This is a genomic window from Sphingobium sp. WCS2017Hpa-17 (assembly GCF_031843765.1).
Lineage (GTDB): Bacteria > Pseudomonadota > Alphaproteobacteria > Sphingomonadales > Sphingomonadaceae > Sphingobium.
The window spans coordinates 847647-872052 of the sequence record NZ_JAVTIV010000001.1 but is presented as its reverse complement, the minus strand read 5'-3'; the positions used below and the strand labels follow the sequence as shown (position 1 = coordinate 872052).

At 64.3% G+C, this 24406-nt stretch carries 19 protein-coding genes; 11 read left to right on the top strand and 8 right to left on the bottom strand.

Going from position 1 to position 24406, the window contains the following annotated elements:
* Positions 1-13 precede the first annotated feature (13 nt).
* From RQH62_RS04150 to RQH62_RS04120, 7 genes are all read left to right on the top strand, one after another.
* Positions 14-817: a hypothetical protein gene (locus tag RQH62_RS04150; protein ID WP_311267440.1), complete on the top strand. Its 804-nt coding sequence runs from the start codon at positions 14-16 to the stop codon at positions 815-817.
* Between the two features lie 25 nt (positions 818-842).
* Positions 843-1391 carry a hypothetical protein gene (locus RQH62_RS04145; protein ID WP_311267439.1) on the top strand — a complete coding sequence of 183 codons (549 nt, stop codon included), beginning with the start codon at positions 843-845 and terminating at the stop codon, positions 1389-1391.
* Positions 1392-1420: 29 nt separating this feature from the next.
* Positions 1421-1771 carry a hypothetical protein gene (locus tag RQH62_RS04140; protein WP_311267438.1) on the top strand — a complete coding sequence of 117 codons (351 nt, stop codon included), beginning with the start codon at positions 1421-1423 and terminating at the stop codon, positions 1769-1771.
* A 25-nt stretch (positions 1772-1796) separates the two neighbouring features.
* Complete coding sequence (locus RQH62_RS04135) at positions 1797-2480, top strand: glycoside hydrolase family 19 protein (RefSeq protein ID WP_311267437.1); 684 nt, start codon at positions 1797-1799, stop codon at positions 2478-2480.
* Positions 2480-2662 (top strand): hypothetical protein, encoded by a 183-nt coding sequence (locus tag RQH62_RS04130; protein ID WP_311267436.1) that lies wholly within the window; start codon positions 2480-2482, stop codon positions 2660-2662. The genes RQH62_RS04135 and RQH62_RS04130 overlap by 1 nt, the downstream gene beginning before the upstream one ends.
* A gap of 39 nt (positions 2663-2701) precedes the next feature.
* Complete coding sequence (locus tag RQH62_RS04125; RefSeq protein ID WP_311267435.1) at positions 2702-3199, top strand: hypothetical protein; 498 nt, start codon at positions 2702-2704, stop codon at positions 3197-3199.
* Between the two features lie 149 nt (positions 3200-3348).
* On the top strand, positions 3349-3918 hold the full coding sequence (locus RQH62_RS04120) for an NUDIX hydrolase (protein WP_311267434.1): 570 nt from the start codon (positions 3349-3351) through the stop codon (positions 3916-3918).
* On the opposite strand, the gene glgX is transcribed toward RQH62_RS04120, so the two are convergent.
* The 6 genes from glgX to RQH62_RS04090 form a co-directional block, all read right to left on the bottom strand.
* Positions 3899-5770: a glycogen debranching protein GlgX gene (gene glgX / locus RQH62_RS04115; protein ID WP_311267433.1), complete on the bottom strand. Its 1872-nt coding sequence runs from the start codon at positions 5768-5770 to the stop codon at positions 3899-3901. The two genes, RQH62_RS04120 and glgX, sit on opposite strands and share 20 nt — an antisense overlap.
* Positions 5767-7215, bottom strand: coding sequence for a glycogen synthase GlgA (glgA, locus tag RQH62_RS04110; RefSeq protein WP_311267432.1), 1449 nt, complete (start codon positions 7213-7215; stop codon positions 5767-5769). The genes glgX and glgA overlap by 4 nt, the downstream gene beginning before the upstream one ends.
* 8 nt (positions 7216-7223) lie before the next feature.
* Entirely contained in the window at positions 7224-8483 is a 1260-nt protein-coding gene (gene glgC / locus RQH62_RS04105) for a glucose-1-phosphate adenylyltransferase (RefSeq protein WP_311267431.1), read from the bottom strand.
* Between the two features lie 49 nt (positions 8484-8532).
* Entirely contained in the window at positions 8533-10692 is a 2160-nt protein-coding gene (gene glgB / locus RQH62_RS04100; RefSeq protein ID WP_311267430.1) for a 1,4-alpha-glucan branching protein GlgB, read from the bottom strand.
* A 21-nt stretch (positions 10693-10713) separates the two neighbouring features.
* Positions 10714-13182 carry a glycogen/starch/alpha-glucan phosphorylase gene (locus tag RQH62_RS04095; protein WP_311267429.1) on the bottom strand — a complete coding sequence of 823 codons (2469 nt, stop codon included), beginning with the start codon at positions 13180-13182 and terminating at the stop codon, positions 10714-10716.
* 108 nt (positions 13183-13290) lie between these two features.
* Entirely contained in the window at positions 13291-14502 is a 1212-nt protein-coding gene (locus RQH62_RS04090; RefSeq protein ID WP_311267428.1) for a serine hydrolase domain-containing protein, read from the bottom strand.
* 123 nt (positions 14503-14625) lie between these two features.
* Between RQH62_RS04090 and RQH62_RS04085 the strand changes: the two genes are divergently transcribed.
* From RQH62_RS04085 to RQH62_RS04070, 4 genes are all read left to right on the top strand, one after another.
* Positions 14626-15138, top strand: a complete 513-nt coding sequence (locus RQH62_RS04085) for a sigma-70 family RNA polymerase sigma factor (RefSeq protein ID WP_311267532.1) — start codon at positions 14626-14628, stop codon at positions 15136-15138.
* A gap of 55 nt (positions 15139-15193) precedes the next feature.
* Positions 15194-16123: a FecR domain-containing protein gene (locus RQH62_RS04080; protein WP_311267531.1), complete on the top strand. Its 930-nt coding sequence runs from the start codon at positions 15194-15196 to the stop codon at positions 16121-16123.
* Positions 16107-18551, top strand: coding sequence for a TonB-dependent receptor (locus RQH62_RS04075; protein WP_311267427.1), 2445 nt, complete (start codon positions 16107-16109; stop codon positions 18549-18551). The genes RQH62_RS04080 and RQH62_RS04075 overlap by 17 nt, the downstream gene beginning before the upstream one ends.
* Positions 18552-18803: 252 nt before the next feature.
* Positions 18804-22013, top strand: a complete 3210-nt coding sequence (locus RQH62_RS04070; protein ID WP_311267426.1) for an autotransporter domain-containing protein — start codon at positions 18804-18806, stop codon at positions 22011-22013.
* A gap of 203 nt (positions 22014-22216) precedes the next feature.
* Here RQH62_RS04070 and RQH62_RS04065 read toward each other — a convergent pair whose 3' ends face one another.
* Both RQH62_RS04065 and gatB read right to left on the bottom strand, forming a co-directional pair.
* The gene (locus RQH62_RS04065; protein WP_311267425.1) at positions 22217-22720 is read right to left on the bottom strand and encodes a hypothetical protein; all 504 of its coding nucleotides are present in this window, start codon (positions 22718-22720) and stop codon (positions 22217-22219) included.
* 117 nt (positions 22721-22837) lie between these two features.
* Positions 22838-24343 (bottom strand): Asp-tRNA(Asn)/Glu-tRNA(Gln) amidotransferase subunit GatB, encoded by a 1506-nt coding sequence (gene gatB, locus RQH62_RS04060; RefSeq protein WP_311267424.1) that lies wholly within the window; start codon positions 24341-24343, stop codon positions 22838-22840.
* Positions 24344-24406 lie beyond the last annotated feature (63 nt).

Here is a 24406-nt window from a genome sequence, read left to right as displayed (position 1 = left end):
AAGGACTTTCAGCATGGCACTCCCCGCCACCCGTGGCAGCACCCTCATCACCCGCACCAGCGCCGCCCGCGCCGGCCAATATATCGACATCACGCAAGCTGAGATCGATCTGGTCAATATCGAAGGCCTCCTGCTCTGGCTCGATGCCAAGAGCCTGCTCGCTGGATCGACAACCGCGCTTCGCGACCGGCTGGCCGCGCTGGCCGGGACGGTCGATAACGGCGTCGCGCTCGCCGGCAGCGGTGGATCAAAAGACAATCTCGGTTTCGTCTTCCCCGCTTTACCCGACAACCAGCAGCGCCTCGCGGTGCCGACGTTCGCGATGCCGAGCGATTACACTGCCGTTTTCGTCATCAATCCGGCCAACGGCACCACGGCCAGCGCCATCCGCGTGCTCCTTTACGAACTGCCGAACGGAGAATATCTGCAAATCTGGCTGGAGCAGCCAGCAGTGGATGGCCCGTTGACGCTGCGAGCACGCCACGGATCGACTGGCGGGCTCAATCTGATCGGCGTGATACCGCACAGCACGCGATCGATCCTGACGGTTAACTACGATCCGCTGCGAACCCGCATGTCCGCTTTCCTAGGCAAGACGCTGCTGGGCGCTATCACGGAAAACGCGAAGGACGCTGCTGTTGGAACCTGGTTCGGCGGCCGGCCGGGCGTGTCCAACCCGACGCACAAATTCAGCGGCATGATCGAGGCGGTAATCATTCTGGGTGGCCTGTCCTTCTACAGCGCCGACGCCACCAGCCCGGCCAATGCGCGGCGCAATGCCCTCATCGATGCGGTGGCCGCCGTTTACGGCCTGTGACCTGCAATATGACCGGGAGGCAGCTATGCTGAACTGGATCAGCGCGGCGGGTAGCGTCGTCGCCAACTATATCGCGGAGGGGCCGGCCACAAACGTCCCTCCCAGCTTCGACAACGGGGAGTCTCTGTTCCTCTTCAACCTCTTCATCATGACGGCCACGACCTTCCTCGGGGCGATGCTGGTCGGCAAGCAAAGCAGCCGGATCTGGACGCAGCGCTTCTGGGACCATCCTCTCCATCCCGTATCCCTGTATCGGGGGATCACGCTTCTGGCGGGCCTTGGCATCACGCTGCGCTGCGGCGCGGAGGCGATGTTCCTCTGGGGTTGGAACCCAGCCGACGTGGTGACGTCGGCGCGGGTCAGCATGGCAAAGCGCTGGATTGACCCGATAGCCGTCGGGTGCGGCCTGATGTGGATGACGATCGTGATCCTGGGGGAGCCGGGGATCGAGCATCAGTTGAGAAAGGCTCCCCTGCCCGTCGACATGTGGTCCCGCTGGCCTGTGCTCGTCCGCGCCGGAATCGTCATAATCCTGAGTTTTGTTGCCGCCCTGGCAGCCGTATGTCTGCGGTGAGGCTGGGTGCGGCGCTGGGGGCTGCCGCAATGACCTCTGCTATCTCGTCCCGCGAGCCCGTCATCTGGTGGATCTTCGGCGAACCGTTCCACGCTGGCCCCACGATCGTCTGCATCTGCGCAGTCATCATAACCCGCGTCATCATTGGCCTACAGGCGAAGAGCAAGGCGCAATGGACGCTGGACGCGGCCATCACCATGCTCTGCCTTCTCGTCGCCGTGCTGTGGGTCCAGGCGCAGAGCCTTGAACTGCTCGCGGCTGGCATCACCGGCATAGGCATAGGCAGTCTGGGCGCCGGTATTATTGGCATCGCCAAGAGCGCCGTCGGCGGCCGGTTCAAAGCTGCCATCGACGCCTTCATGGGAAACACGCCGCGCTGAGCGGCACATCATCGGAGACATCGATATGGACAAGAAGGCGGTGCAAACCCGGCTGAAGGCGGCTGGCCATTATGCCGGCAAGATCGACGGGGACTTCGGTCCGCTCAGCCACGCGGGCCTTTTCTCCTATGCCGGCGGCGCGGCCAGCGACCTGACGCGCGATCTGGGCAAGGCTGCGGCAGATCTGTTTCCGCGCTATGGTCTGGGGACATCCCTGCGCCTGGCACATGCGCTCGCGCGCTGGGCCGTCGAGACCGGCGGCTTCAGGCGGATGGAAGAGAACCTGAATTACAGCGCGGCGCGGCTGCGGCAGGTGTGGCCGTCGCGCTTCCCGACGCTTGCATCGGCGCAGCCGTTTGCCGGCAAGCCGCAGGCGCTGGCGAACTTCGTTTATGGCGGTCGGTTTGGCAACGACAATGCGAACGATGGGTGGCGCCATCGGGGGCGCGGCCCGACGCAGCTCACCTTCGAAGACAATTATCGAGAGGCGAAGGCGCTGACCGGCGTCGACGTCTTGGCCAATCCTGATCTGGTATCGCAGCCGGCGATCGGGCTGCTGGTAGCCTGCGCCTATTGGGGCGCGCGCAAGATCAATGCGGCGGCGGATCGCGACGACGCCGCGGCAGTTTGCAAGCTGGTCCAGGGCGGATCGGAGGGGTTGACGGATCAGCGCACCTATCTGGCCAAGCTGAAGAAGGTGCTGGGCTGATGGGCCTCGGCAAGATCGCACGCGGTCTGGGCAAGGTCGGGCTAGCGATCGAGGGGCTGGGCTACATCGTCGCAGCCGGCCGGGCGCTGGTGAAGTCCATCAAGGGTGACCCTGCGCGCCGCGATGAAGGTGTGCGGCAGGATCGCGGAGGCGATACCGGCGCAGCAGGCGATCCGCAATAGCCCGTTGCGACCAGCCCACAGGACGCTTATGTTCCTATCATGTTCACGGGCTCCGTCTCCTTCCTCGTCATCGGCTCCGACTTCAAGACGGACCGGGCGGCTGGGCGCCTGGCGGAGATCGGTATCAGCGTTGCGGGCGATGCGCTGACGCTGCGCCGCGAGCGCGGCAAGATCGGCCGCCGCCCGGCCGTCGGGGTCTATACCTGTCGCGGCCGACAGATCGGCTATATCCAGCCGCACGAGGTCGACCTGATCCTGTCCGACATCGATAACGCCCGCGCGGCCTTCCAGAGCAGGGAGCCGTTCGGCGCGGTGGTGCGAATTACCCTGGATGGATCACGGCCGGCGCTGCGCCAGCCGAAGCCCAGCCCGAAGCTGCGCCCGCCACCGGCTGAGCCGCGCGACGAATATTGCGACATCTTCCCGCTCAGAAATCAGTCGACGATCAGTAGGCCTACCCCCTCGCCTACTGACGTTCGGTCCATTTCTACAAATCCCGCAACGCTTAGGGGTAGCGTCCGTGAACAGAACGTGTAACATGTAGAAATGCGCTTTGATAAATATGGATAATCTACCGACTTTTAATCAGTAGGTCGCTGGTTCGAGCCCAGCTGGACTCACCATTTCCATCATCATTGGCGTTACGCCGTCGCTGGGTTAAGGCGAACGGAACCGGAGAACGCCCGATGACCAGCATAATCTCGACACGCCCCCTCTATCAGGGCTGGCTCAACCTGCTGCTGGTCGCCATGCGCGCGCCCGACGGCGAGACATTCGAGCGCCATGTGGTCGAGATGAATCGCGCCGTCGCCGTCCTGCCCTATGATCCCGATCGCCACGTCGCGCTCGTTGTATCCATGCCGCGCACCCCGGTGATGCTGGCGGGCCTGCCCGACATGCTGGAGGCGATCGCCGGCATATTGGAGGATGAGCCGGCCGACTGCGCCCGGCGCGAGGCATTGGAGGAAGCGGGCGTACGCCTCGGCGCCCTCACCCATCTTGGCCAGATCTGGAGCATCCCCAGCGTCGTGACCGAAAAGATCGACTATTTCCTCGCCGAATATCGCGCGGCGGACCGGATCGCCGCCGGTGGCGGGCTGGATGAGGAACAGGAACATATCAGCGTCCACGAACTGCCGCTGGACGAGCTATGGACGCTATTTACCGACAAGAAAATCGCCGACGGCAAGCTGGCGATCACATTGATGGCATTGCGACTGCGGCGGCCGGACCTGTTCAGCGTTCCGGTCGGCTGATCCGCACCGATCGCGCATCCACCGTCACATCGCCTTCGGGCAAATGGAACCGGCACGCCTGATCCGCGCCATTGACGCAAACAGCCAGGCCGCTCTTCCGATAGCGCAGTGCCAGCCAGCGACGGCCCGAATCTTCCCACTGACCGATCGTCAGCCCCTGACCATTCTCATCCAGCCATTCCACATCGGCGTCGGTCAGCATGACGACGCCTTGCAACTCCGTCGCTTCCGCCCGTAACGCCGCGAGTGCGAAACTATGCGCCTCCAGCGCCCGATCGCGGCCTGCCCAATCGATCCAGCCGATCGCATTGTCCTGCGCATAGGCATTGTTATTGCCTTGCTGGCTGCGCCCGAATTCGTCGCCGGCGGTCAGTATGATCGTCCCGCGTGAAGCGAACAGCGTGGACAGCAGCGCCTCTCTATCCCGCCGCCGCGCAGCCAGCACCGCCGGATCGTCGCTCGGTCCCTCAACGCCGTTGTTCCAGCTGAAATTCTCGCCATGGCCATCGCGGTTCTGCTCGCCATTGGCCTCATTATGTCGCTGTTCGTACGCCGTCAGGTCCGCCAGCGTGAAGCCGTCATGCGCCGCAAGAAAATTGACGCTGCGGGTCCGATCCCCGCCGAACATATCCGACGATCCCGCCAGCCGCGTGGCCAGCGCGCCCAGCGTCCCCGCGTCGCCGCGCCAGAAGCGCCGCATATCGTCGCGATAGCGGTCATTCCATTCCAGCCAGCCCTCGCCGAACCGCCCCAGTTGATAGCCGCCCGGCCCGATGTCCCACGGCTCGGCAATCATCACCCGGTCCGCCAGCAACGGATCGGCGCGCATCTCCTGCAACAGCGGGGCCTGTGGATCGAACCCGTCCGCCATCCGTCCCAGCGCCGGGCCAAGGTCGAAACGGAAACCGTCCACCCCGGCCTGCGCCACGAAATGCCGCAGCGAATCGAGGATCAGACGCCGCACGATCGGCGCGTTGCACGCGATGCTGTTGCCCGTGCCGGTATCGTTGATCAGGGTGCCGTCCGCTGCGTGTCGGAAATAGCCCCGCGCATCCAGCCCGCGCAGCGACAGCGTCGGCCCCTGCGCATCGCTTTCCCCGTCATGATTATAGACCATGTCGAGGATGACGCCGATGCCAGCGTCATGCAGCGCCGCCACCGTATCCCGCAGTTCCGCCATGCAGCCGGGCGCCAGTCGCGGGTCGATCGCGAAATAGCTGGCCGGATTATAGCCCCACGCATTCGTCAGGCCGAGCGGCCCCAGATGCCGCTCGTCGATCCAGGCGTTGATCGGCATCAATTCGATCGCGCCGACATGCAGCTTTTTCAGATGGTCGATGACGGCGGGATGCGCGAGTGCGGCGATCGTCCCACGCTGCGCCTCCGGCACGTCGGGATGCAGCATGGTGAAGCCACGCACCTGCACTTCATAGATCAGCCCGCCCGGTGCGAAGCGTGGCGGTTCGGGCGCAACCGTCGGCAACCCTGCCGTCACGACGCCCTTGGGCATCAATGGCGCGGTATCGTTCCCTTGCCCCCGCAGTGCTGCCAGAGCCGGATCATAGACAAAGGCCCGGTCGATCGCCTGCGCATAGGGATCGAGCAGCAGCTTGTCGGGATCGAACCACAGGCCCGCACCCGGATCATAAGGGCCATCAGCGCGAAAGCCGTAGCGCGCGCCTTCCCCCACGCCGGCCGCCTCGCCATGCCAGCAACCATCGGCATCGCGCAGCATGGGCAGCCGCACCTCCCGATCATCGCCATCGAACAGGCAGAGCCAGAGCTGCACCGCATCGGGCGACCAGACCGAAAAGCGCGTGCCACCCGCGCCGATGGTTGGTCCGAAGGTCATGCCGCCTCCGCGATCAACGCCCGGTAGAGATCGGCATAGCGCGCCGCGCTGTGGGTCCAGCTGAAATCGGCGCCCATGCCCGCGCGCTGCATCGCCTCCCATGCCGGCTTGTCGGCATGCAGTGCCACCAGCCGGTTGATCGCCCCATGTAGCGCCAGCGCATCGTCCGGCGCGACGACGATGCCCGTCGCCGCGCCCGCGCCCACCGCCGCCTCATTGGCGTCGATCACCGTATCGGCCAGCCCACCGACCCGCGCCACCACCGGCACGCAGCCATAGCGCAGCGCATAAAGCTGGGTCAGGCCGCATGGCTCGAAGCGCGACGGGATCAGGATCGCGTCGCCGCCCGCCTGCATCAGGTGCGACAGCGGCTCGTCATAGCCGATCTGCACGCCGATCCGCCCACGATGCCGATCCGCCGCGCCCAGCAGCGCGCCTTCCAACGGATGATCGCCCGATCCCAATACGGCCAGCTTGCCGCCCAGTGCGACCAGATGCTCGGCCGCGTCGATCATCAGGTCCATACCCTTCTGCCAGGTGAGGCGGCTGACGATGATGCAGAGCGGCGCATCGTCATGCTCCAGCCCGAACCGCGTCTCCAGCGCGCGCCGATTGGCCGCTCGCTTACCCAGCGCGCGGGCGCCATAGGGCTTGGCGATCAGCGCGTCCGTCGCGGGGTTCCAGATATCGGTATCGACGCCGTTCAATATACCGTGCAACTTGTCGACTCGCCCGTTGATGAGGCCATCCAGCCCCATGCCATGCACCGGCGACCGGATTTCCTGCGCATAGGTCGGGCTGACCGTGGTGATCGCATCGGCCGACACCAGCCCCGCCTTCAGATAGCCGATCCCACCATAATATTCGACGCCATCGACGCCCCAGGCTTCGGGCGGCAGACCGAGATGGGGGAAAATATCCGCCGCGAACCGCCCCTGAAAGGCGAGGTTGTGGATCGTCACCAGCTTGGGGAGATGCGCGGCCGGGCCAAAGCGCATATAGGCCGCCGTCATCGCCGCCTGCCAGTCATGGACATGGACGGCATCAGGCCGCCAGCCCTTCAGCCGCCCTTCCGCTATGTCCGCCCCGGCCCGCGACAGCGCCCCGAAACGGCGCCAATTGTCGGGCCAGTCATTGCCGCCATGATCGCCATAGGGGCCGCCTTCCCGCGCGAAGAAGCCGGGCGCGTCCAGTATAAGCAGGTCGAGGCCATCGACCTGCGCCGCCAGCAGGCTGGCCGCCACGCCGAACAGGTCGGGATAGCGATGGACGATCTTCGTCTTGCCCAGCTTCGCCATGACCGCCGGATAACCGGGCACCAATGTGCGCACCTGCACGCCCTGCCCCGCCAGCGCAGCGGGCAGCGCGCCCACGACATCGGCCAGCCCGCCCGTCTTGATGAGGGGATAGATTTCGGACGCAACCGACAACAGCTTGATCGTCATGGCGTCGCTCAGGCCGCCAGCCGGTCAATCATCGCCTGCGTCACCAGGCATATGCCGCTTTCGGTGCGGCGGAAACGCTGCGCATCGAATATCGGATCTTCGCCGATGATCAGGCCCGGCGGGATCAGGATGCCCGAATCCACCACGCATTTGTGCAACCGCGCCCCGCGCCCGATCTCGCAATCAGGCATGATGACGCTGTCCGTCACCGACGAAAAACTATGTGTCCGCACGCCCGAAAAGAGGAGGCTGCGATGGAGCGATGATCCCGACACGATACACCCGCCCGCCACCAGCGAGGAGGTTGCCGATCCGCGCCGGCCATCCTCATTATGCACGAACTTGGCCGGCGGCGTGACCTCCGAATAGGTCCAGAGCGGCCAGCTGCGATCGTACAGGTCAAGGCTGGGCACCACATCGGTCAGGTCGACGCTGGCCTGCCAATAGGCGTCGATCGTGCCGACATCGCGCCAATAGGGGACCAGCTCGCTTTCGGCCCGCACGCAACTGCTGGAAAAGCGATGCGCCACCGCTTTGCCGTGCTTGACGATATGGGGAATGATGTCGCCGCCGAAATCCCGCTTGCTGGCCGGGTCGTCGGCATCGCGGCGTAATTGCTCGATCAGGAAGCGGGTGCGAAAGACATAGATGCCCATCGACGCCAGCGCCATGTCAGGCTGCCCCGGAATGCCGGGCGGGTTCTTGGGCTTTTCGATGAAGGCGGTGATGACGTCCGCTTCATCGACATGCATCACGCCGAAACCCACCGCCTCCATGCGCGGCACCTCCAGACAGCCGACAGTGACATCCGCGCCACTGTCGACATGCTGCTGGAGCATCAGCTCATAGTCCATCTTGTAGACATGATCGCCAGCCAGAATGACCATATATTCGGGCGCATAAGCCTCGATAATGTCGATATTCTGGTACACGGCATCGGCGGTGCCTTCATACCACTGGCTCTCGGAAATGCGCTGGCTGGCCGGCAATATGTCGAAACTCTCATTGCGTTCGGGGCGCAGGAAGTTCCAGCCGCGCTGCAAATGGCGGATCAGCGAATGGGCCTTATATTGCGTGGCCACGCCGATGCGGCGAATGCCGCTGTTGAGCGCATTGGAAAGCGCGAAGTCGATGATCCGCGCCTTGCCACCGAAATGCACGGCGGGCTTGGCGCGGCGATCGGTCAGTTCCGCCAACCGACTGCCGCGACCACCGGCCAGGACATAGGCCATGGCGTCACGCGCGATCGGCTGATATTTGCTCTGCATAGGGCCTCTCCTCATTTCGCCCGCGACTGCCTGCACGCGCCGTCGGTGTTCAATAATCCAGTTCCAGCATCAGGGTTGCAAAGGGCGGGATGGTGATGTTCGCCCACCCTTCCTCATCCGCCTGCACCCGTCCCATATTGCCCGCGCCGCTGCCGCCATAATCGGCAGCGTCACTGTTCAAAATCTCGCGCCAGCGCCCGCCCGATGGCAGGCGCATGCGATAGCCATGCCGCAGCACCGGGGTGAAATGGCTGATGACCACAATCGGCCGGACGCCGGGCGCGCGCCGTTGCCAGGCGAAGACGCTATCCGCCGCGCCATCCACCAACACCCATTCGAACCCCTCTGCCTCGCAATCGCGCGCATGCAGCGCCGGGCGGGAGCGGTAGAGATGGTTGAGATCGCTCACCAGCTTCTGCACCCCCAGATGCGGCCCATGATCCAGCAGATCCCAGTCGAGTGCGCGATCCTCGCTCCATTCGCTACGCTGGGCAAATTCCTGCCCCATGAACAGCAGCTTCTTGCCGGGATAGCCCCACATGAAGGCATAATAAGCCCGCAGCGTCGCGAACTTCTGCCAGTCGTCGCCAGCCATTTTGTGCAGCAACGATGCCTTGCCATGCACCACCTCGTCATGGCTGAGCGCCAGCACGAAATTCTCGGTAAAGGCGTAGAGCAGACCGAAGGTGATATCGTCATGATGATGGGCGCGATGCACCGGGTCACGCTGCAAATAGCGCAGCGTGTCGTGCATGAAGCCCATATTCCATTTGAACCCGAAGCCCAGCCCGCCGGCATCCACAGGCTGCGACACGCCGGGCCAGCTGGTCGATTCCTCGGCAATGGTCATGATGCCGGGATGCGCGCCATAGAGCGCCTTGTTCATCTGCTGGAGGAAAGCGACCGCCTCCACATTTTCCCGCCCGCCATGGTCGTTGGGTATCCACTCGCCCGGCGCGCGTGAATAGTCGAGATAGAGCATCGAAGCGACGGCATCGACGCGCAGCCCGTCGACATGATAACGCTCCGCCCAGAACAGCGCATTATTGACCAGATATTGCGCCACTTCGCGCCGACCGAAATTATAGATCGCCGTATTCCAGTCGGGATGGAATCCCTTGCGCGGATCGGCATGTTCGTACAGCGCCGTGCCATCAAAGCGGGCCAGCCCATGTTCGTCAGTCGGGAAATGCGCCGGCACCCAGTCGAGGATGACGCCGATCCCCGCCCGATGCGCGCCATCGACGAAGCGCGCAAAACCCGCCGGATCGCCAAACCGCGCGGTCGGTGCATACAGGCCGAGCGTCTGATACCCCCAGCTGGGATCATAGGGAAATTCGCTGATCGGCAGAAATTCGATATGGGTAAAGCCCATACCCACAACATAGGGGATCAGCCGGTTCGCCAACGCATCCCAGCTCAGGAAATTGCCGTCATCCCCGCGCTGCCATGACCCGGCATGCACTTCGTAAATCGACACCGGCTGGCGGCGCGCATCGGCCGTGCGCCAATAGTCGCGATGGCGATCGTCGCCCCATTTGTGATCGTCCGGCGCCGCGATGATCGAGGCGGTGGAGGGCCGCAATTCCGATTGGAAGGCAAAGGGATCGGCCTTCAGCGGCAACACCACCCCGTCCGCGCCGACAATCTCATATTTATACACGCTGCCCGACCCCACGTCGGGCAGGAAAAGCTCCCACAGGCCAGCGTCGGCGCGATGGCGCATCAAACCGCGCCGCCCGTCCCAGCGGTTGAAGTCGCCGACCACCGCCACCCGCCGCGCATTGGGTGCCCAGACCGCGAAATGGGTGCCGGTCACGCCCTCATGGGTGATGACATGCGCGCCCAGCTTATCGAACAGCCGGCCATGCGATCCTTCGGCCAGATAATGATCGTCCATCGGCCCCAGCACCGGACCAAAGCCGTAAGGATCGACCAGCGCATATCCGCCGCCATCACCATAGGTCGCGACATAGCGTAGCGGCTGGCGCGTCTTGACCGCGACCTTGCCGAAGAACAGCCCTTCGCCATGCACCTGCTCCAGCGTGCCGACGCTCTTGCCGTCCAGCGTCTGCGCCTCGACACTCACCGCCTCGGGGAGCAACACACAGGCGGTGAATCCCTTCCCGGCCGGATGCACGCCAAGCGTGGCAAAGGGATCGTCATCCAGCCCGCTGATCAATCGGTCGATCTGTTCGGGCTTCAGCACCACTTTATCCTTTGCCTCCGGTCATGGCGCGATCTTCCAGATATCAGCCGCATATTCGCGGATCGTGCGGTCGGATGAGAACCATCCCATGCGAGCGACATTATGGATCGCCTTCTTCGCCCAGAGCGCCTGATCCGACCACAGCGCATCGACGCGGCGCTGCGCGGCGGAATAGCTGTCGAAATCGGCCGCGAGCATGAACCAGTCATGGTCGTAAATGCCCTGCACCAGCCCCTTGTAGCGATCCGGATCGTCGGGGGAAAAGACGCCACTGGCAATGGCATCCAGCGCCTGTCCCAACTCTCGGCTCTGGCCGATCACCTCGCGCGGCACATAGCCCTGCGCCCGCCGCTCATTCACCTCCTGCGCGGTCAGGCCGAAGATGACGATATTATCTTCCCCCACATGGTCGCGCATTTCGACATTGGCACCATCCAGCGTGCCGATGGTCAGCGCGCCATTGACCGCAAACTTCATGTTGCCGGTGCCCGACGCTTCCATACCCGCCGTCGAAATCTGTTCGGACAGGTCGGCGGCGGGGATCATCACCTCCGCCATGGAGACGTTGTAATTGGGCACGAATTGCAGCTTCAGCAGGCCCTGTACCGCCGGATCATGATTGACCGCGCGCGCGACGTCGCTCGCCAGTTTGATGATTAGCTTGGCATTATGGTAACTGGGCGCCGCCTTGCCGCCGAACAGTTTCACGCGCGGCACCCAGTGTTTTTCCGGGTGCGACCGGATCTGGTCGTAGAGCGACACCGCCTCCACGATATTGAGCAACTGCCGCTTATATTCATGGATGCGCTTGATCTGGATATCGAACAAAGCCGCCGGGTCGATCCGCGCATTGATCCGCTTGCGCAACAGGTTCGCCAGTTCCACCTTGTTGGCGCGCTTCACCGCCAGGAATTTCTCCTGAAAACCGCTGTCGTCGGCAAAGCCATCCAGATCGCGCAGCGCCTCCGCATCGTCCAGGAATCGGTCGCCGATCGCCTCGCGGATCAGACCGGTCAGCCCCGGATTGCACTGCATCAGCCAGCGGCGAAAGGTGACGCCATTGGTCTTGTTGTTGATCCGCGCCGGATACAGCTTGTGCAAGTCGGCAAAGACCGTGACCTTCATCAGGTCGGTATGCAGCGCCGACACGCCGTTCACGCTATGCGACCCGGCAAAGGCGAGGTTGCCCATGCGCACCCGCCGCTCACCGCCTTCGTCGATCAGCGAAATCGTGCCGATCGCCCCGTCATCAAACTGCCCGGATTTGCGCGCTTCGCCCAGCAGCTTGCTGTTGATCGCATAGACGATCTGCATATGCCGGGGCAGCAGCCGCTCGAACAGCGGCACCGGCCAGCTTTCCAGCGCTTCGGGCAGCAGCGTGTGGTTGGTATAGCTGAACGTCCGCCGGGTAATGTCCCACGCCTCGCCGAAATCGACGCCATGGTCGTCCAGCAATATGCGCATCAATTCCGCCACCGCGACCGCCGGATGGGTGTCGTTCAGCTGGATCGCCGCCTTGTCTGGCAAGGTCTTCACATCGCCGAAATATTGGATGTGCCGGCGGACGATGTCCTGCAACGATGCGGAGGAGAAGAAATATTCCTGCCGCAACCGCAATTCCTGCCCCGCAGGCGAGGAGTCTGCGGGATAGAGCACCCGCGTCAGCGCCTCGGCCCGGTTGCTTTCGGACAGCGCGCCCAGATGGTCGCCGGCATTGAACTTGTCGAGCAGGATAGGGTCGATCGGCTGCGCTTCCCACAGCCGCAGCGTGTTGACCCTCTTGCCGCGCCAGCCCGCGATCGGCGTGTCATAGGGGGTGGCGATCACCCGCTCGGCGGCGCGCCAGCGCATCTGGTGCGGCCCGGCATCCTCGCTCTCGGCCGGATCGACGCGGCCGCCAAAGCCGATCTCATAACTCGCCTCGCGCCGCTCAAACTCCCACGGATTGCCGTGCGCCAGCCAGTTTTCCGGCAATTCCACCTGCCAGCCATCGCTGATTTCCTGCCGGAACATGCCGTTGACATATCGTATGCCATAGCCATAGGCCGGCACATCCACCGTCGCCATGCTTTCCATGAAGCAGGCCGCCAGACGGCCAAGCCCGCCATTGCCCAGCGCCGCATCCGGCTCCAGCGCGGCGATCAGGTCCAGGTCGACACCCAGTGAATCCAGCGCCGCCTGCAAATCGTCCAGCATCTCCATATTGGATGCCGCGTCGCGCATGAGCCGCCCGATCAGGAACTCCAGGCTCAGATAATAGACCCGCCGCCCCTGCTCCTCATAGGTCTTCTGGGTGGAGGCGATCCAGGCGTCGATCACCCGGTCGCGAATTTCCAGGATCACGGCATGCAGCCAGTCGTGCGGCTTGGCCGCCGCCGCATTCTTTCCGATGCGGTATGTCAGCCGCTCGACAATCTCATGGGCCAGGACTTCCGGGTCCACCTGCCGCGGTGCAGGCTTGGGAAGTGTCGTTCGGGCTTCGAGAGTCATCGCGCAGTCCCCCTGATGAGTCACCGCCGATGATGGCACAGCGCCTGGTCCCACGCCATGCCATTTTTGCGGTGCAGCAATAACTTGCCGCGCCGCAATTCGATCCGTTCAGCGCGGGCGTCGCGTGACGATCGCGCCCGAAACACCCGCACGCAATTCAGCGCGGACCGGATAGGTGCTGGACGGCAGATGCTGGGTCATGAACAGGCCGATCAGCCGCTCGACCGGGTCGATCCAGAAATAGGTCGAAAAGACGCCGCCCCAATAATATTCCTGACTTTCCATCCCCATGGCAAAGCCCAGCCCGAAACCGACGCCCTGATAATCGGCCTCGCTGAACATCGCGCTGGACATGCTGGACAGGTCGCCGCCGCCCGGCAACTGGTTGCTGCGCATCTGCGTGACCGTCTCCGGCGCCAGCAGCCGCACCCCATCCAGTTCCCCGCCGCGCAGCAACATGCGCGCGAAGCGATGATAGTCCTCCACCGACGATACCAGCCCGCCGCCACCCGACAGGAAACGCCCGGTCCGGCGCCATCCGCTGCGCACGCCGATATCGGCGATACTGATGCCGCCGCCCTCATCCAGCCGCCAGGCATCGGTCATGCGATGCGCCTTTTCGTCCGGCAGCATGAAGGTCGTGTCCACCATGCCCAGCGGATCGAGGATGTGGGTGCGAAAATATGTCTCCAGATCCAGCCGGCTCAACCGCTCCACCACCACACCCAGCACATCGGTGGACACCGAATAATTCCACTTGTCGCCCGGTGAAAATTCCAGCGGCAGGGTGGCGAGGTCGGCGATGAACTGGTCCGACGTGCGCTTCTGCTGAAACTCGTCCAGTCCCAGCTTGCGATAGCGTGCATCGATCGGCGTCTGCCGCTGCAAGCCATAGGTCAGGCCGGACGTATGGCGCAGCAGGTCGATCATCAGCATCGGCCTTTTGGGTCTGGCCCGATTGGCCTGTCCCACACGCAGATCGGCAAATTCAGGGATGACATCCGTGACCGGCGTGTCCAGCGCGACCTTGCCCGCCTCCACCAGCATCATGAAGGCGACCGATGTGATCGGCTTGGTCATCGACGCGATGCGATAGAGCGCGTCCGCCTGTAACGGCTCCCCGCTCGCCCGCGCCTGCCCGCGCACCACGGACAGCAGCACATCTTCATCGCGCGACAGCAGCAATTGCATGTGCGGCAGCTTGCCGCTGGCCAGATAGGTGCGATCCAGATGATCGACCAGCGCGCCCAGCCGATCGGGGTCCATTCCCGCCGCCACCGCCGCCTTGCCGTCGATTCCGTTCACCATATCGCCCGCCATATGCCTGCTCTCCTCCCCCGCTAACCCAGCATGGCAGGCGCGTAAACAGCTTGGACGTTGCCAAGACCCCGCCCGGCCCTCTATGGCGGCGTCCAGAACAGCATAAACGGACGCATGACAGGCATGGCCACCGGCCTCTCCGCAATCTTCATGGCCAACCGCCCCGCCCTGCTGCGCTTCCTGCGCGCACGCGGCGCGGGCGACGATGCCGAAGATCTGCTACAGGATATGTGGATGAAGCTGGAGGCCAAGGATCTTGGCCCGGTATCCGATCCGCTGCCCTATCTGTATCGCATGGCGAACAATCTGATGCTCGACCGCTATCGCTCCGCCACGCGGCGCGAACGGCGCGAACAGGATTGGGCGGAGGGCGCGGGCGGGGTGATGGCCGACCCGACCGAGGATATCGCCGTCGATGATCGCATGGTGCTGAACGAACAGTTGAACGAGGCCCGCGCCGTGCTGCGTGACCTGGGGCCGCGCGTCGAACTGGTGTTCCGCCGCTTCCGGATCGAGGGGGTGGGCCAGCGCGTCATTGCCGACGAACTGGGGGTCAGCCTGACCACCGTGGAGAAGGATCTGCAAAAGGCTTATCGGGCCATGCTGACGCTCAAGCAGAAAATGGATACGGAATGAGCGGGTCGGCGACGTCAGGTCTGGCAAGGGGCAAAAAATGAACAGGGCCGGAGCCATGATCAACGAGGAGGCGCTGGGTTGGGTCATCCAAACCCGCGACCCGGAATTTAGCGACTGGGAAGGCTTCACCGCATGGCTGGAGGCCGACCCTGCGCATGCGTCCGCTTATGACGCGCTGATGCTGGCGGACAGCGAGTTGGACAGCTTCGTACCGTCCGAACCCGTCGCCCTGCCCATCGCTGCGAACGATCCGGGCGTCCGGTCGCGCCGTCCGCTGCACTGGATCGGCGGCGGCGCGGTTGCGGCGGCGCTCGTCGCAGCTGTCTCACTCGGTGTCGCAAACCGCAGCGACATCTACAGCGTCACCACCCGCCCCGGCGAAATCCGCACCATCGCGCTGGACGACGGCACGAAGGTAGAGCTGAACGGCGACACCACCATGCGCTTCGATCGCAAGGATGCCCGCTTCGCGGCGCTGGACGCCGGCGAGGCCGCCTTCACCGTGCGCCATGACGAAGCCAACCCCTTCCGCGTGACCGTCGGCGACGCCGTGTTCGAGGATGCCGGCACCGTCTTCAACATCGTGCGCACCAAGGCCGCGACCCGCATCGGCGTGTCGGAAGGCAAGGTGATCTACAACCCGCAAGCCGAAGCGATCGCCCTGCCCGCTGGCCGCGCGCTGGCCGACGATGCGCAGGGGCTGCGCGTCATGGACATCGCGCCCGCCGCCGTCGCCAGCTGGCGTCAGGGGCAGCTGGTCTACAGCAACGCGCCCGTCACGCAGGTGGCCGAAGACGCCGCCCGCTCGCTGGGCCTGACCGTGCAATTCACGCCGCAGGTGCAGGCGATACGCTTTACCGGCACGCTCCAGTTGGATCGCGATCCTGCGCGCTTCTTTGCGCAGGCCGCGCCGCTGATGGGCCTGTCTGCCGTGCGTCAGGGGGACGCATGGCTGTTGAAGGAGGGAAATGGGCCGCAGAACTGACCTTCTGATCGTCACCACGCCCCTTTTCGCGATCGCCATAGCGACAGCAACGCCCGCTTCAGGGGCGAACAGACAGGATATCAGCATCGCCCCCGGCCGGCTGGGCGAGGCAGTGATAGCGCTCGGCCGTCAAACGGGCGCCAGCATCGGCATGTCCGACCAGTCGCTCGCGGGCCTGCGCACCCCCGCCATTCAGGGCCGGATGAGCCCCGAAGCCGCCCTGCGCATGTTACTCAAGGGAAGCGGCGCAAAAGCCCAGCGGATCGGCAGCAATGGCTGGCGCATCGTCCGCGCCAAATCCCCGCCCCCACCCTCTGCTGCCCGCGCGCCCATCCTGGCCGCACCACTGGCCGAACAGCCGCCCGCCGAAATCATCGTTACCGCCTCCAAGCGCGACACGCCTCTGCCCCGCTATGCCGGCATGGTAGAAGCGCTGGACGCCAACCTGTTCACCACGGCCGAGGCATCGGGCGGCACCGCCACATTGCTCGCGCGGGTAGCGAGCCTGAGTTCCACCCATGCCGGCGCCGGCCGCAACAAGCTGTTCATCCGCGCCATTGCGGATTCCGGCGTCGCCGGGCCGACGCAGGCGACCACCGGCCAATATCTGGGCGACATGCGGTTGAACTATGCCGCGCCCGACCCCGACCTCAAACTCTATGATGTCGGCCGGGTCGAAGTGCTGGAAGGCCCACAGGGCACGCTCTACGGCGCCGGATCGCTGGGCGGCATCATCCGCGTCATGCCCAATGCGCCCAACCTCGCCGAATATGGCGGACAGATGTCGGCTGGCCTTTCCGCCACCCAGCATGGCGATCCGGGCGGCGACCTGTCAGCCACCCTCAACATCCCCATCGTGTCGGAAAAGCTGGCGCTGCGCGTCGTCGGCTATGGCGTGCAGGACGGCGGCTATATCGACGACGTCAATCGCGGCAAGGACGACGTCAACCGGGTGCGCACCTATGGCGGCCGCGCTGCCCTGCGCTTCGCCCCCAGCGATGACTGGACCATCGACCTCAACGGCGTCTACCAGCATATCGACGGCGACGACGCCCAATATGCGACCCGGTCTGTCGGCCGACTGGAACGCGCCTCTGCCGTCGCCCAGCCTTATTATTCCGACTATCTGCTCGGCAACCTGCGGATCGAGAAGCAGTGGGACAGTCTGCGCTTCGTCTCCTCCACCGGTTATGTCCGTCACATATTGGCGGAAAGCTACGACGCGACCCAGCCGGGCGGCCCGCCCGCCCTGTTCCGCCAGCGCAACCGGGTCGACATCTTCTCGACCGAAAACCGGCTGGTGCGCGACCTCGACAATGGCCTCGGCTGGATATTGGGCGCCTCCTACCTCCAGAGCACGTCCGATCTCAATCGCTCGCTCACCTCCTTCGGCACAGCCGACGTGCAGCCCGCCATCATCCCCGGCGTGCCCATGTACGGCCGGGGCATGGCGGCAGCGGCGACCGGCGTGCGTAACATGGTCAAGGAAGCGACCATGTTCGGCGAAGCCTCCTTCGAGCCGGTCAAGGAGCTGATCGCCACCTTCGGCGGCCGCCTGACCAACAGTCGCCTGTCGGGCGAAGCGCTCGATCCGGTCGCCGCTCTCTCCGACAGCGAACTGGCACGGGCGGAGGCGCAGGCCGACCGCAGCGAGACGATCTTCCTGCCATCCGCCTCGCTGCTGACGGACGCAATCCCCGACGTCACCCTCTACGCCCGCTTTCAGCAGGGCTTTCGCCCCGGTGGGCTGGCCGTGGATGACCAGCGGGTGCGCCGCTTCCAGAACGACCGCATCTCCACCGTGGAAGTGGGCGCGCGCAAGGGCGTGCCGGGCCGCGACCTGTTCGCCGCCAGCGCCAACATCGCCTATACCGACTGGCGCAATATCCAGGCCGACGTCACCGATCGCATCGGCCTGCCTACCACCGCCAATATCGGCGACGGCCGAATCTACACGGTGGAAGGCCGCATCGTCGTGCGGCCGATGCAGCAACTTACGCTCGACGGCAGCGTCATCTATAATGACAGCCGCCTGTCCCAGCCCGCCGACTTCGTGCGCATGCTCTCCTATGACGGCCGTTCGCTCAGCCTGCCCAACGTCGCCAATCTCAGTGGTCGGCTGGCGTTCGATTATCGCACGACGATCGGTAACGACATGCGGTTCAGCCTCTCCGGCTCGGCCCGCTATATCGGCAAGTCGCGCCTCGGCGTCGGGCCGATATTGGGCCAGACGCAGGGCGACTATGTCGACACCAGCCTGTCCGCCAGCCTGACCCGTGGCCCGGTGCAATATTCGCTTTCGCTCACCAACCTGCTGGACAGCAACGGCAATCGCTTCTCGCTCGGCACGCCGTTCGACCTGCGCACCGACTATTACACCCCGCTACGCCCCCGCACCGTCCGCGTCGGCGTAGATTTCGCTTTCTAAGCAGGCGCATCGCCCAACCGGGATGCCACCATCCTCCGTTCGGGCTGAGCCTGTCGAAGCCCCGTCCTTCCGCGCGGTTCTGGAAAGGAAAGTCCTTCGACAGGCTCAGGACGAACGACTTTGCTGGGCGATCTCGCCGCTCAATTCAATTCTGAACAACTATTCATCGCATTGCCTGACGGAAGCCACGGTCCGGCGACGTCCCATGCGCACGCGCGCACTTGATACAGCGCGATACGCAGAGGAGACATCATGCGACATCTACTGGCCTGCACGGCGATCGCGCCCGTGCTCGTGGCCCTTACCGTGGCCGATGCCGCGGCAGAAACCACCATCAGCACCGCCACTACCGCTGCCGTCAAAACCTCCACCGTGGCCAACGGTGCGGCTGACGACATCACCATCAGTTCGGCCGGATCGATCAAACTGACCAGCGGCGCTGCCGTCACCGTCGATAGCAACAACAAGGTGTCGAACGCGGGCACCATCACCATCAACGACGCCAACAACGTCACCGGCATTCTGGTCGGCCCCGGCACCAGCGGCGCCATCACCAACAGCGGCACCATCACGCTGACCGAAGATTATACCGCGACCGACACGGACAGCGACGGCGACATTGACGGTCCCTTCGCCAAAGGGTCTGGCAAGAACGGCATCTGGGTACAATCCGGCGCGGCCCATACCGGCAATATCGACCATAGCGGCACCATCTCGATCGAGGGCAACCAGTCCGCCGGCATTCGCCTCGACGGCGCACTCACCGGCAATCTGTCGACCAGCGGCACCACCGCCGTTCTGGGCGACAACAGCTATGGCGTCGTCGCCAATGACGTCACCGGCAATGTCACGCTGCGCGGCACCACCTCGGTCCAGGGCGCCAACAGCATCGGCGCGGCGCTACTGGGCGACGTCAATGGCGCGGTCAAGATCCAGGGCACGATCACCAGCACCGGCTATCGCAGCACCACCCGCCCGACCGACGTGACCAAGCTGGATGCGGACGACCTGTTGCAGGGCGGCTCCGCGCTGGTGATCGCCGGGAATGTCACCGGCGGCGTCATCTTCGACATACCGCCCACGCTGGACAGCACCAAACCCGACGTCGATGGCGACGGCCTGACCGACGCAACGGAAGGCACCGCCGCCGTCATCACCTATGGCAAGGCCGCAGCGGTCCAGATCGGCGCGGCGGACAGCGACACCACCATCGGCGCGGTCGCGGCGGGCAACACCGGCTATGGCCTGATCGTCAATGGCGGCATCGCCGGCTATGGCATCTATGACGGCGTCGACGCCAATGGCCTGGCCATCGGCGGGCTGGGCGGCGACGTCAGCATCGCCAAGGGCGTGAAGGTCGCCGGCACGGTCGCGGCCGTCTCCTATGACAGCAACGCTACCGCCCTGCGCCTTGGCTCCGGTGCAAGCGCCGGCACGATCGAGGTCAGCGGATCGGTCGCCGCCAGCGGATCGACGAAGGACGGCACGGTCGCACGCGGTCTGGTGATCGACGCCGGCGCTACCGCCGGATCGATCGTCGTCAGCGGCACCGTGGCGGCTGCGGCAGGCAGCACCGAAAAGGGCAGCGCGATCGCGATCCTCGATTCGTCGGGCACCGTCTCCAGCCTGTCGAACACCGGCAAGATCAGCGCCACCGGGGGCAAGAGCGGCTCCAATGTCGCGATCGACCTGAGCGCCAACAGCAGCGGCGTCACCCTCACGCAGGCGACGGCCTCCGCCACCGCCACGACCATGCCCAGCATCATCGGCGACATTCGTCTGGGATCGGGCAATGACGCACTGACCGTCTCGGCCGGCTCCATTACCGGCAATCTCAGCCTGGGCGCCGGCAACGACAGCATCGCCCTGTCCGGCGCCTCCAGCCTGACCGGCAATATCGCTTTTGGCACCGGCACCAACAGCCTGTCGCTGGCGGGCACATCCTCGGTCGCCGGCACGGTCGATTTCGGCGGTGGCGCCGGCACCCTGACGCTGGGCGGCACATCGTCGCTGTCGGGCGCGATCGCCAATGGTGGCAATGTCGCGGTGACGCTGAACGGCGGCACGCTCAACAGCACCGGCACCGGTTCGGTCGCATTGGGTTCGCTCTCGGCCAGCGGCACCTCCACGCTGGGCGTCACCATCAATGGCAAGACCGGCGCCAGCACCGTCTATGACGTGGCCGGGGCCGCCAGCTTCGCCAGCGGATCGCAGGTCAAGGTCAACCTGACGCAGGTCGGCGGATCGGTCGGCGACTATGTCATCGTCCGTGCCGGCTCGCTCAGCGGAGCGCCGACCCTCACCACCGCCACCCTGCTCCCCTATATGTTCAAGAGCAGCGTGACCGGCGACAGCGCCGCCGGCACCGTGACCCTGTCGGTCGCGGCCAAGACCGTGTCGGAACTGGGCCTCAAGGGATCGACCGCCAGCGCCTATTCGGCGATCTTCAACGCGCTGGACAATGACGCCGACGTCGCCGCCGCCTATCTGGCGATCAACGACGGATCGACCCTGACCAGCAATCTGCGCCAGATGCTGCCCGACCATGCCGGCGGCACCTTCGAAGCCGTCACATCGGGATCGCGCGCCACCGCTCGTATCCTGTCCGATCCCAACGGCATCTACCGCACCAAGGACGGACGCCTGGGCTTCTGGTTGCAGCAGGTCGCGTTCGGCAGCGCCAAGAGCGTGGGCAGCACCGCCTCCTACGACATCACCGGCTGGGGCGCCGGCGGTGGTCTGGAATATCTGAGCGACATCGGCGCGTTCGGCGGCTCCTTTGCCTATATCCATGGCAGCGACAGCGGCGGGTCGAACAATGCGGTCGATTCCGACCAATTTGAGCTGGCGGCACACTGGCGCGGCCAATGGGGGCCGCTGCTCAGCTTCGCTCGCCTGTCCGCCGCCCGCATCAAGTTCGACGGCACCCGCCATTTCGAAAGCGGCGACGTCACCCGCACGGCGGACGGCAACTGGAACGGCACGCTCATGTCCGCGACGGCGGGCGCCGCCTACCAGATCGACATGGGCCGTTTCAGCCTGCGTCCGGCGGTCGGCATCGACTATTACCGGCTCAAGGAAAATGGCTATAGCGAAACCGGTGGCGGCGATGCGTTCAACCTGACCGTGCTGGGCCGCACCAGCGACGAACTGACCGCCAACGGCACCGTCACCGCCGGCTACGACTTTGGCAGCCTGAACAAGGAAGACGGCTGGGTCCGGATCGAACTGGAAGGCGGCCGTCGCCAGATCGTGGGCGGATCGCTGGGCGATACCACCGCTTACTTCAAGGATGGCGATCGCTTCACTTTGGTATCGGAAGACCGCACCAATGGCTGGACCGGCCGCGCCCGCCTCTATGGCGGCACCGACACGTTCCGCGTCGGCGGCGAATTTGGCGCGGAGGAACAACAAAATCACGTCGCCATCTCATTTAGGGCGACGGTGAACTTCGTTCTGTGACGTCTTGAAGATGAAAGGACGGGCCACACCCCACAGACCCTCCCGGCCCGTCCCTTCCGCTCCGGCAACATACCCTCCCCAAGGGCGCCGGACATAAAAGAGGGGCGTCGCTGGTCCCCCCGGCGGCGCCCCTTATTTGTTGGGCCAGAGCCAAATGACTTGAGACGAACCTACGCCGTCATTCAATACAAAAGCATTTCGATCTAGAGGGAAGACTGTGCAATCTGATCCAGCAGCCGGTTCAACGCCTGCTCCATGATCTCCTCCGTTGGAATCGCATCATCCTTGTTGCGTTCGATGATGATGCGGGCGATAGACTTTGTGGCGGCGCTGTCCCGATTACTGGACCATGCGAACGTAAATTCGGCCTGCCCGGACAAGGCCTTCCTGTCGCCTGTTCCAAAGACGCCCCAGGATCGCGCGCAGAGTTTAACGCGCATCCTTTGCAAATCGACCTGAAGATCGCCCAGGCGGGCCAAGGAAGGATCGGCCTGACGCTCGGAAAGCGCCCGCTGGATCAGCAACGAAAAATCCCTTTGCGAACGCAGGAAGTCCCGGCCGCGCAACTTGCCGTTGGGCATGCACAATAGTCCCGCCCGAACGGGACCGACAACGGTGTTCAGTGGAAATGCGATCGATGTAGTGACGGTCAGCGGTGGCGCGGTCATAGCGGGTTCGGCCAGACATGGCGTCGCCGCCAGCGCCATGATGACGGGCAGGATGCCCCAAAAGCTGAAGCAATACATATGATCCATAGCCCCTTCCCCAGGCACTATGGATCATATCTGTTCGTCGCACTCAAGTCCGATCAAAAGGCTCGCTGATCAGCCCGCCAGCGCCTTCTTCACCAGTTCGTTGACGACCTGCGGATTGGCCTTGCCCTGCATCGCCTTCATCGTCTGGCCGACGAAGAAGCCAAACAGCGCTTCCTTGCCGCCGCGATACTGCTCGACCTTGTCGCCATTATCCGCCAGCACCTTGGCCACCGCCGCCTCGATCGCGCCAGTGTCGGACGTCTGCTTCAGGCCCTTTTCCTCGACGATCTTGCCGGGCTTGTCGCCGGTTTCCAGCATGATCTCGAACACCTGCTTGGCGATCGTGCCGCTGATCGTGCCATCGGCCACCAGTGCCAGCAATTCGGCGCCTTCTTCGGGGCTTACCGGACTTTCTTCCAACGATTTGCCAATACGGTTGAGCGCGCCATACAGCTCCGACAGCAGCCAGTTGGCCGAAGCCTTGGCGACGTCGCCCTCGCTCTTCTTCTGGATGCGCGCGCCTTCGGCCAGCAGCGCCTCGAACCAGCGCGCCGTGTCGGCGTCGGCCGTCAAGGTCGCGGCATTATAGGCAGACAGGCCCAGAGCGCCTTCATAGCGTGCGCGCTTGGCATCCGGCAGTTCGGGCAGCGACTGGCGGCATGCCTCCAGGAAGGCGTCGTCCAGTTCCAGCGGCAGCAGGTCGGGATCGGGGAAGTAGCGATAGTCGTGCGCATCTTCCTTCGACCGCATCGACCGCGTCTCATTGCGATCCGGGTCATAGAGGCGCGTTTCCTGCACGATCTTGCCACCCGCTTCCAGCACATCGACCTGCCGGTTCGCCTCATGCTCGACCACAGCCATGACGAAGCGGACCGAGTTGACATTCTTCGTCTCGGTACGGGTGCCGAATTCTTCGCCCGGACGACGCACGGAGACGTTCACGTCGGCGCGCATCGAGCCCTGATCCATATTGCCGTCGCACGACCCGACATAGCGCAGGATCGTCCGCAGCTTCGACAGATAGGCCCCCGCTTCGGCAGGCGAACGCATGTCCGGCTTCGACACGATTTCCATCAACGCCACGCCCGACCGGTTGAGATCGACATAGGAGCTGGTCGGATGCTGGTCATGCATCAGCTTGCCGGCGTCCTGCTCGACATGGATGCGCTCGACTCCGATCACCTTCTTGCTGGCGTCCGGATTCTTTTCGTCCAGCACGATCTCGATCTGCCCCTCACCCACGATCGGGTGATAAAGCTGGCTGATCTGATAGCCCTGCGGCAAATCGGCGTAGAAATAATTCTTGCGGTCGAAGCGCGACCATTTGTTGATCTGCGCGTCGATCGCCATGCCGGTGCGCACCGCCTGCCGGATGCATTCGCGGTTCGGCACGGGCAGCATGCCGGGCATCGCCGCATCGACAAGGCTCACCTGTGTATTCGGCTCCGCGCCGAAAGCGGTCGCCGCGCCCGAAAACAGCTTGGCGTTCGACGTCACCTGCGCATGGACTTCCAGGCCGATCACGACCTCCCACTCGCCGGTTGCGCCCTGGATGCGATAGGTTGATTCAGTCATCTTCGTGCAACTTCTCTTTCGCGCGACGCACCTTCCGTCGCTTGGAATAATGTCGCCAACCTA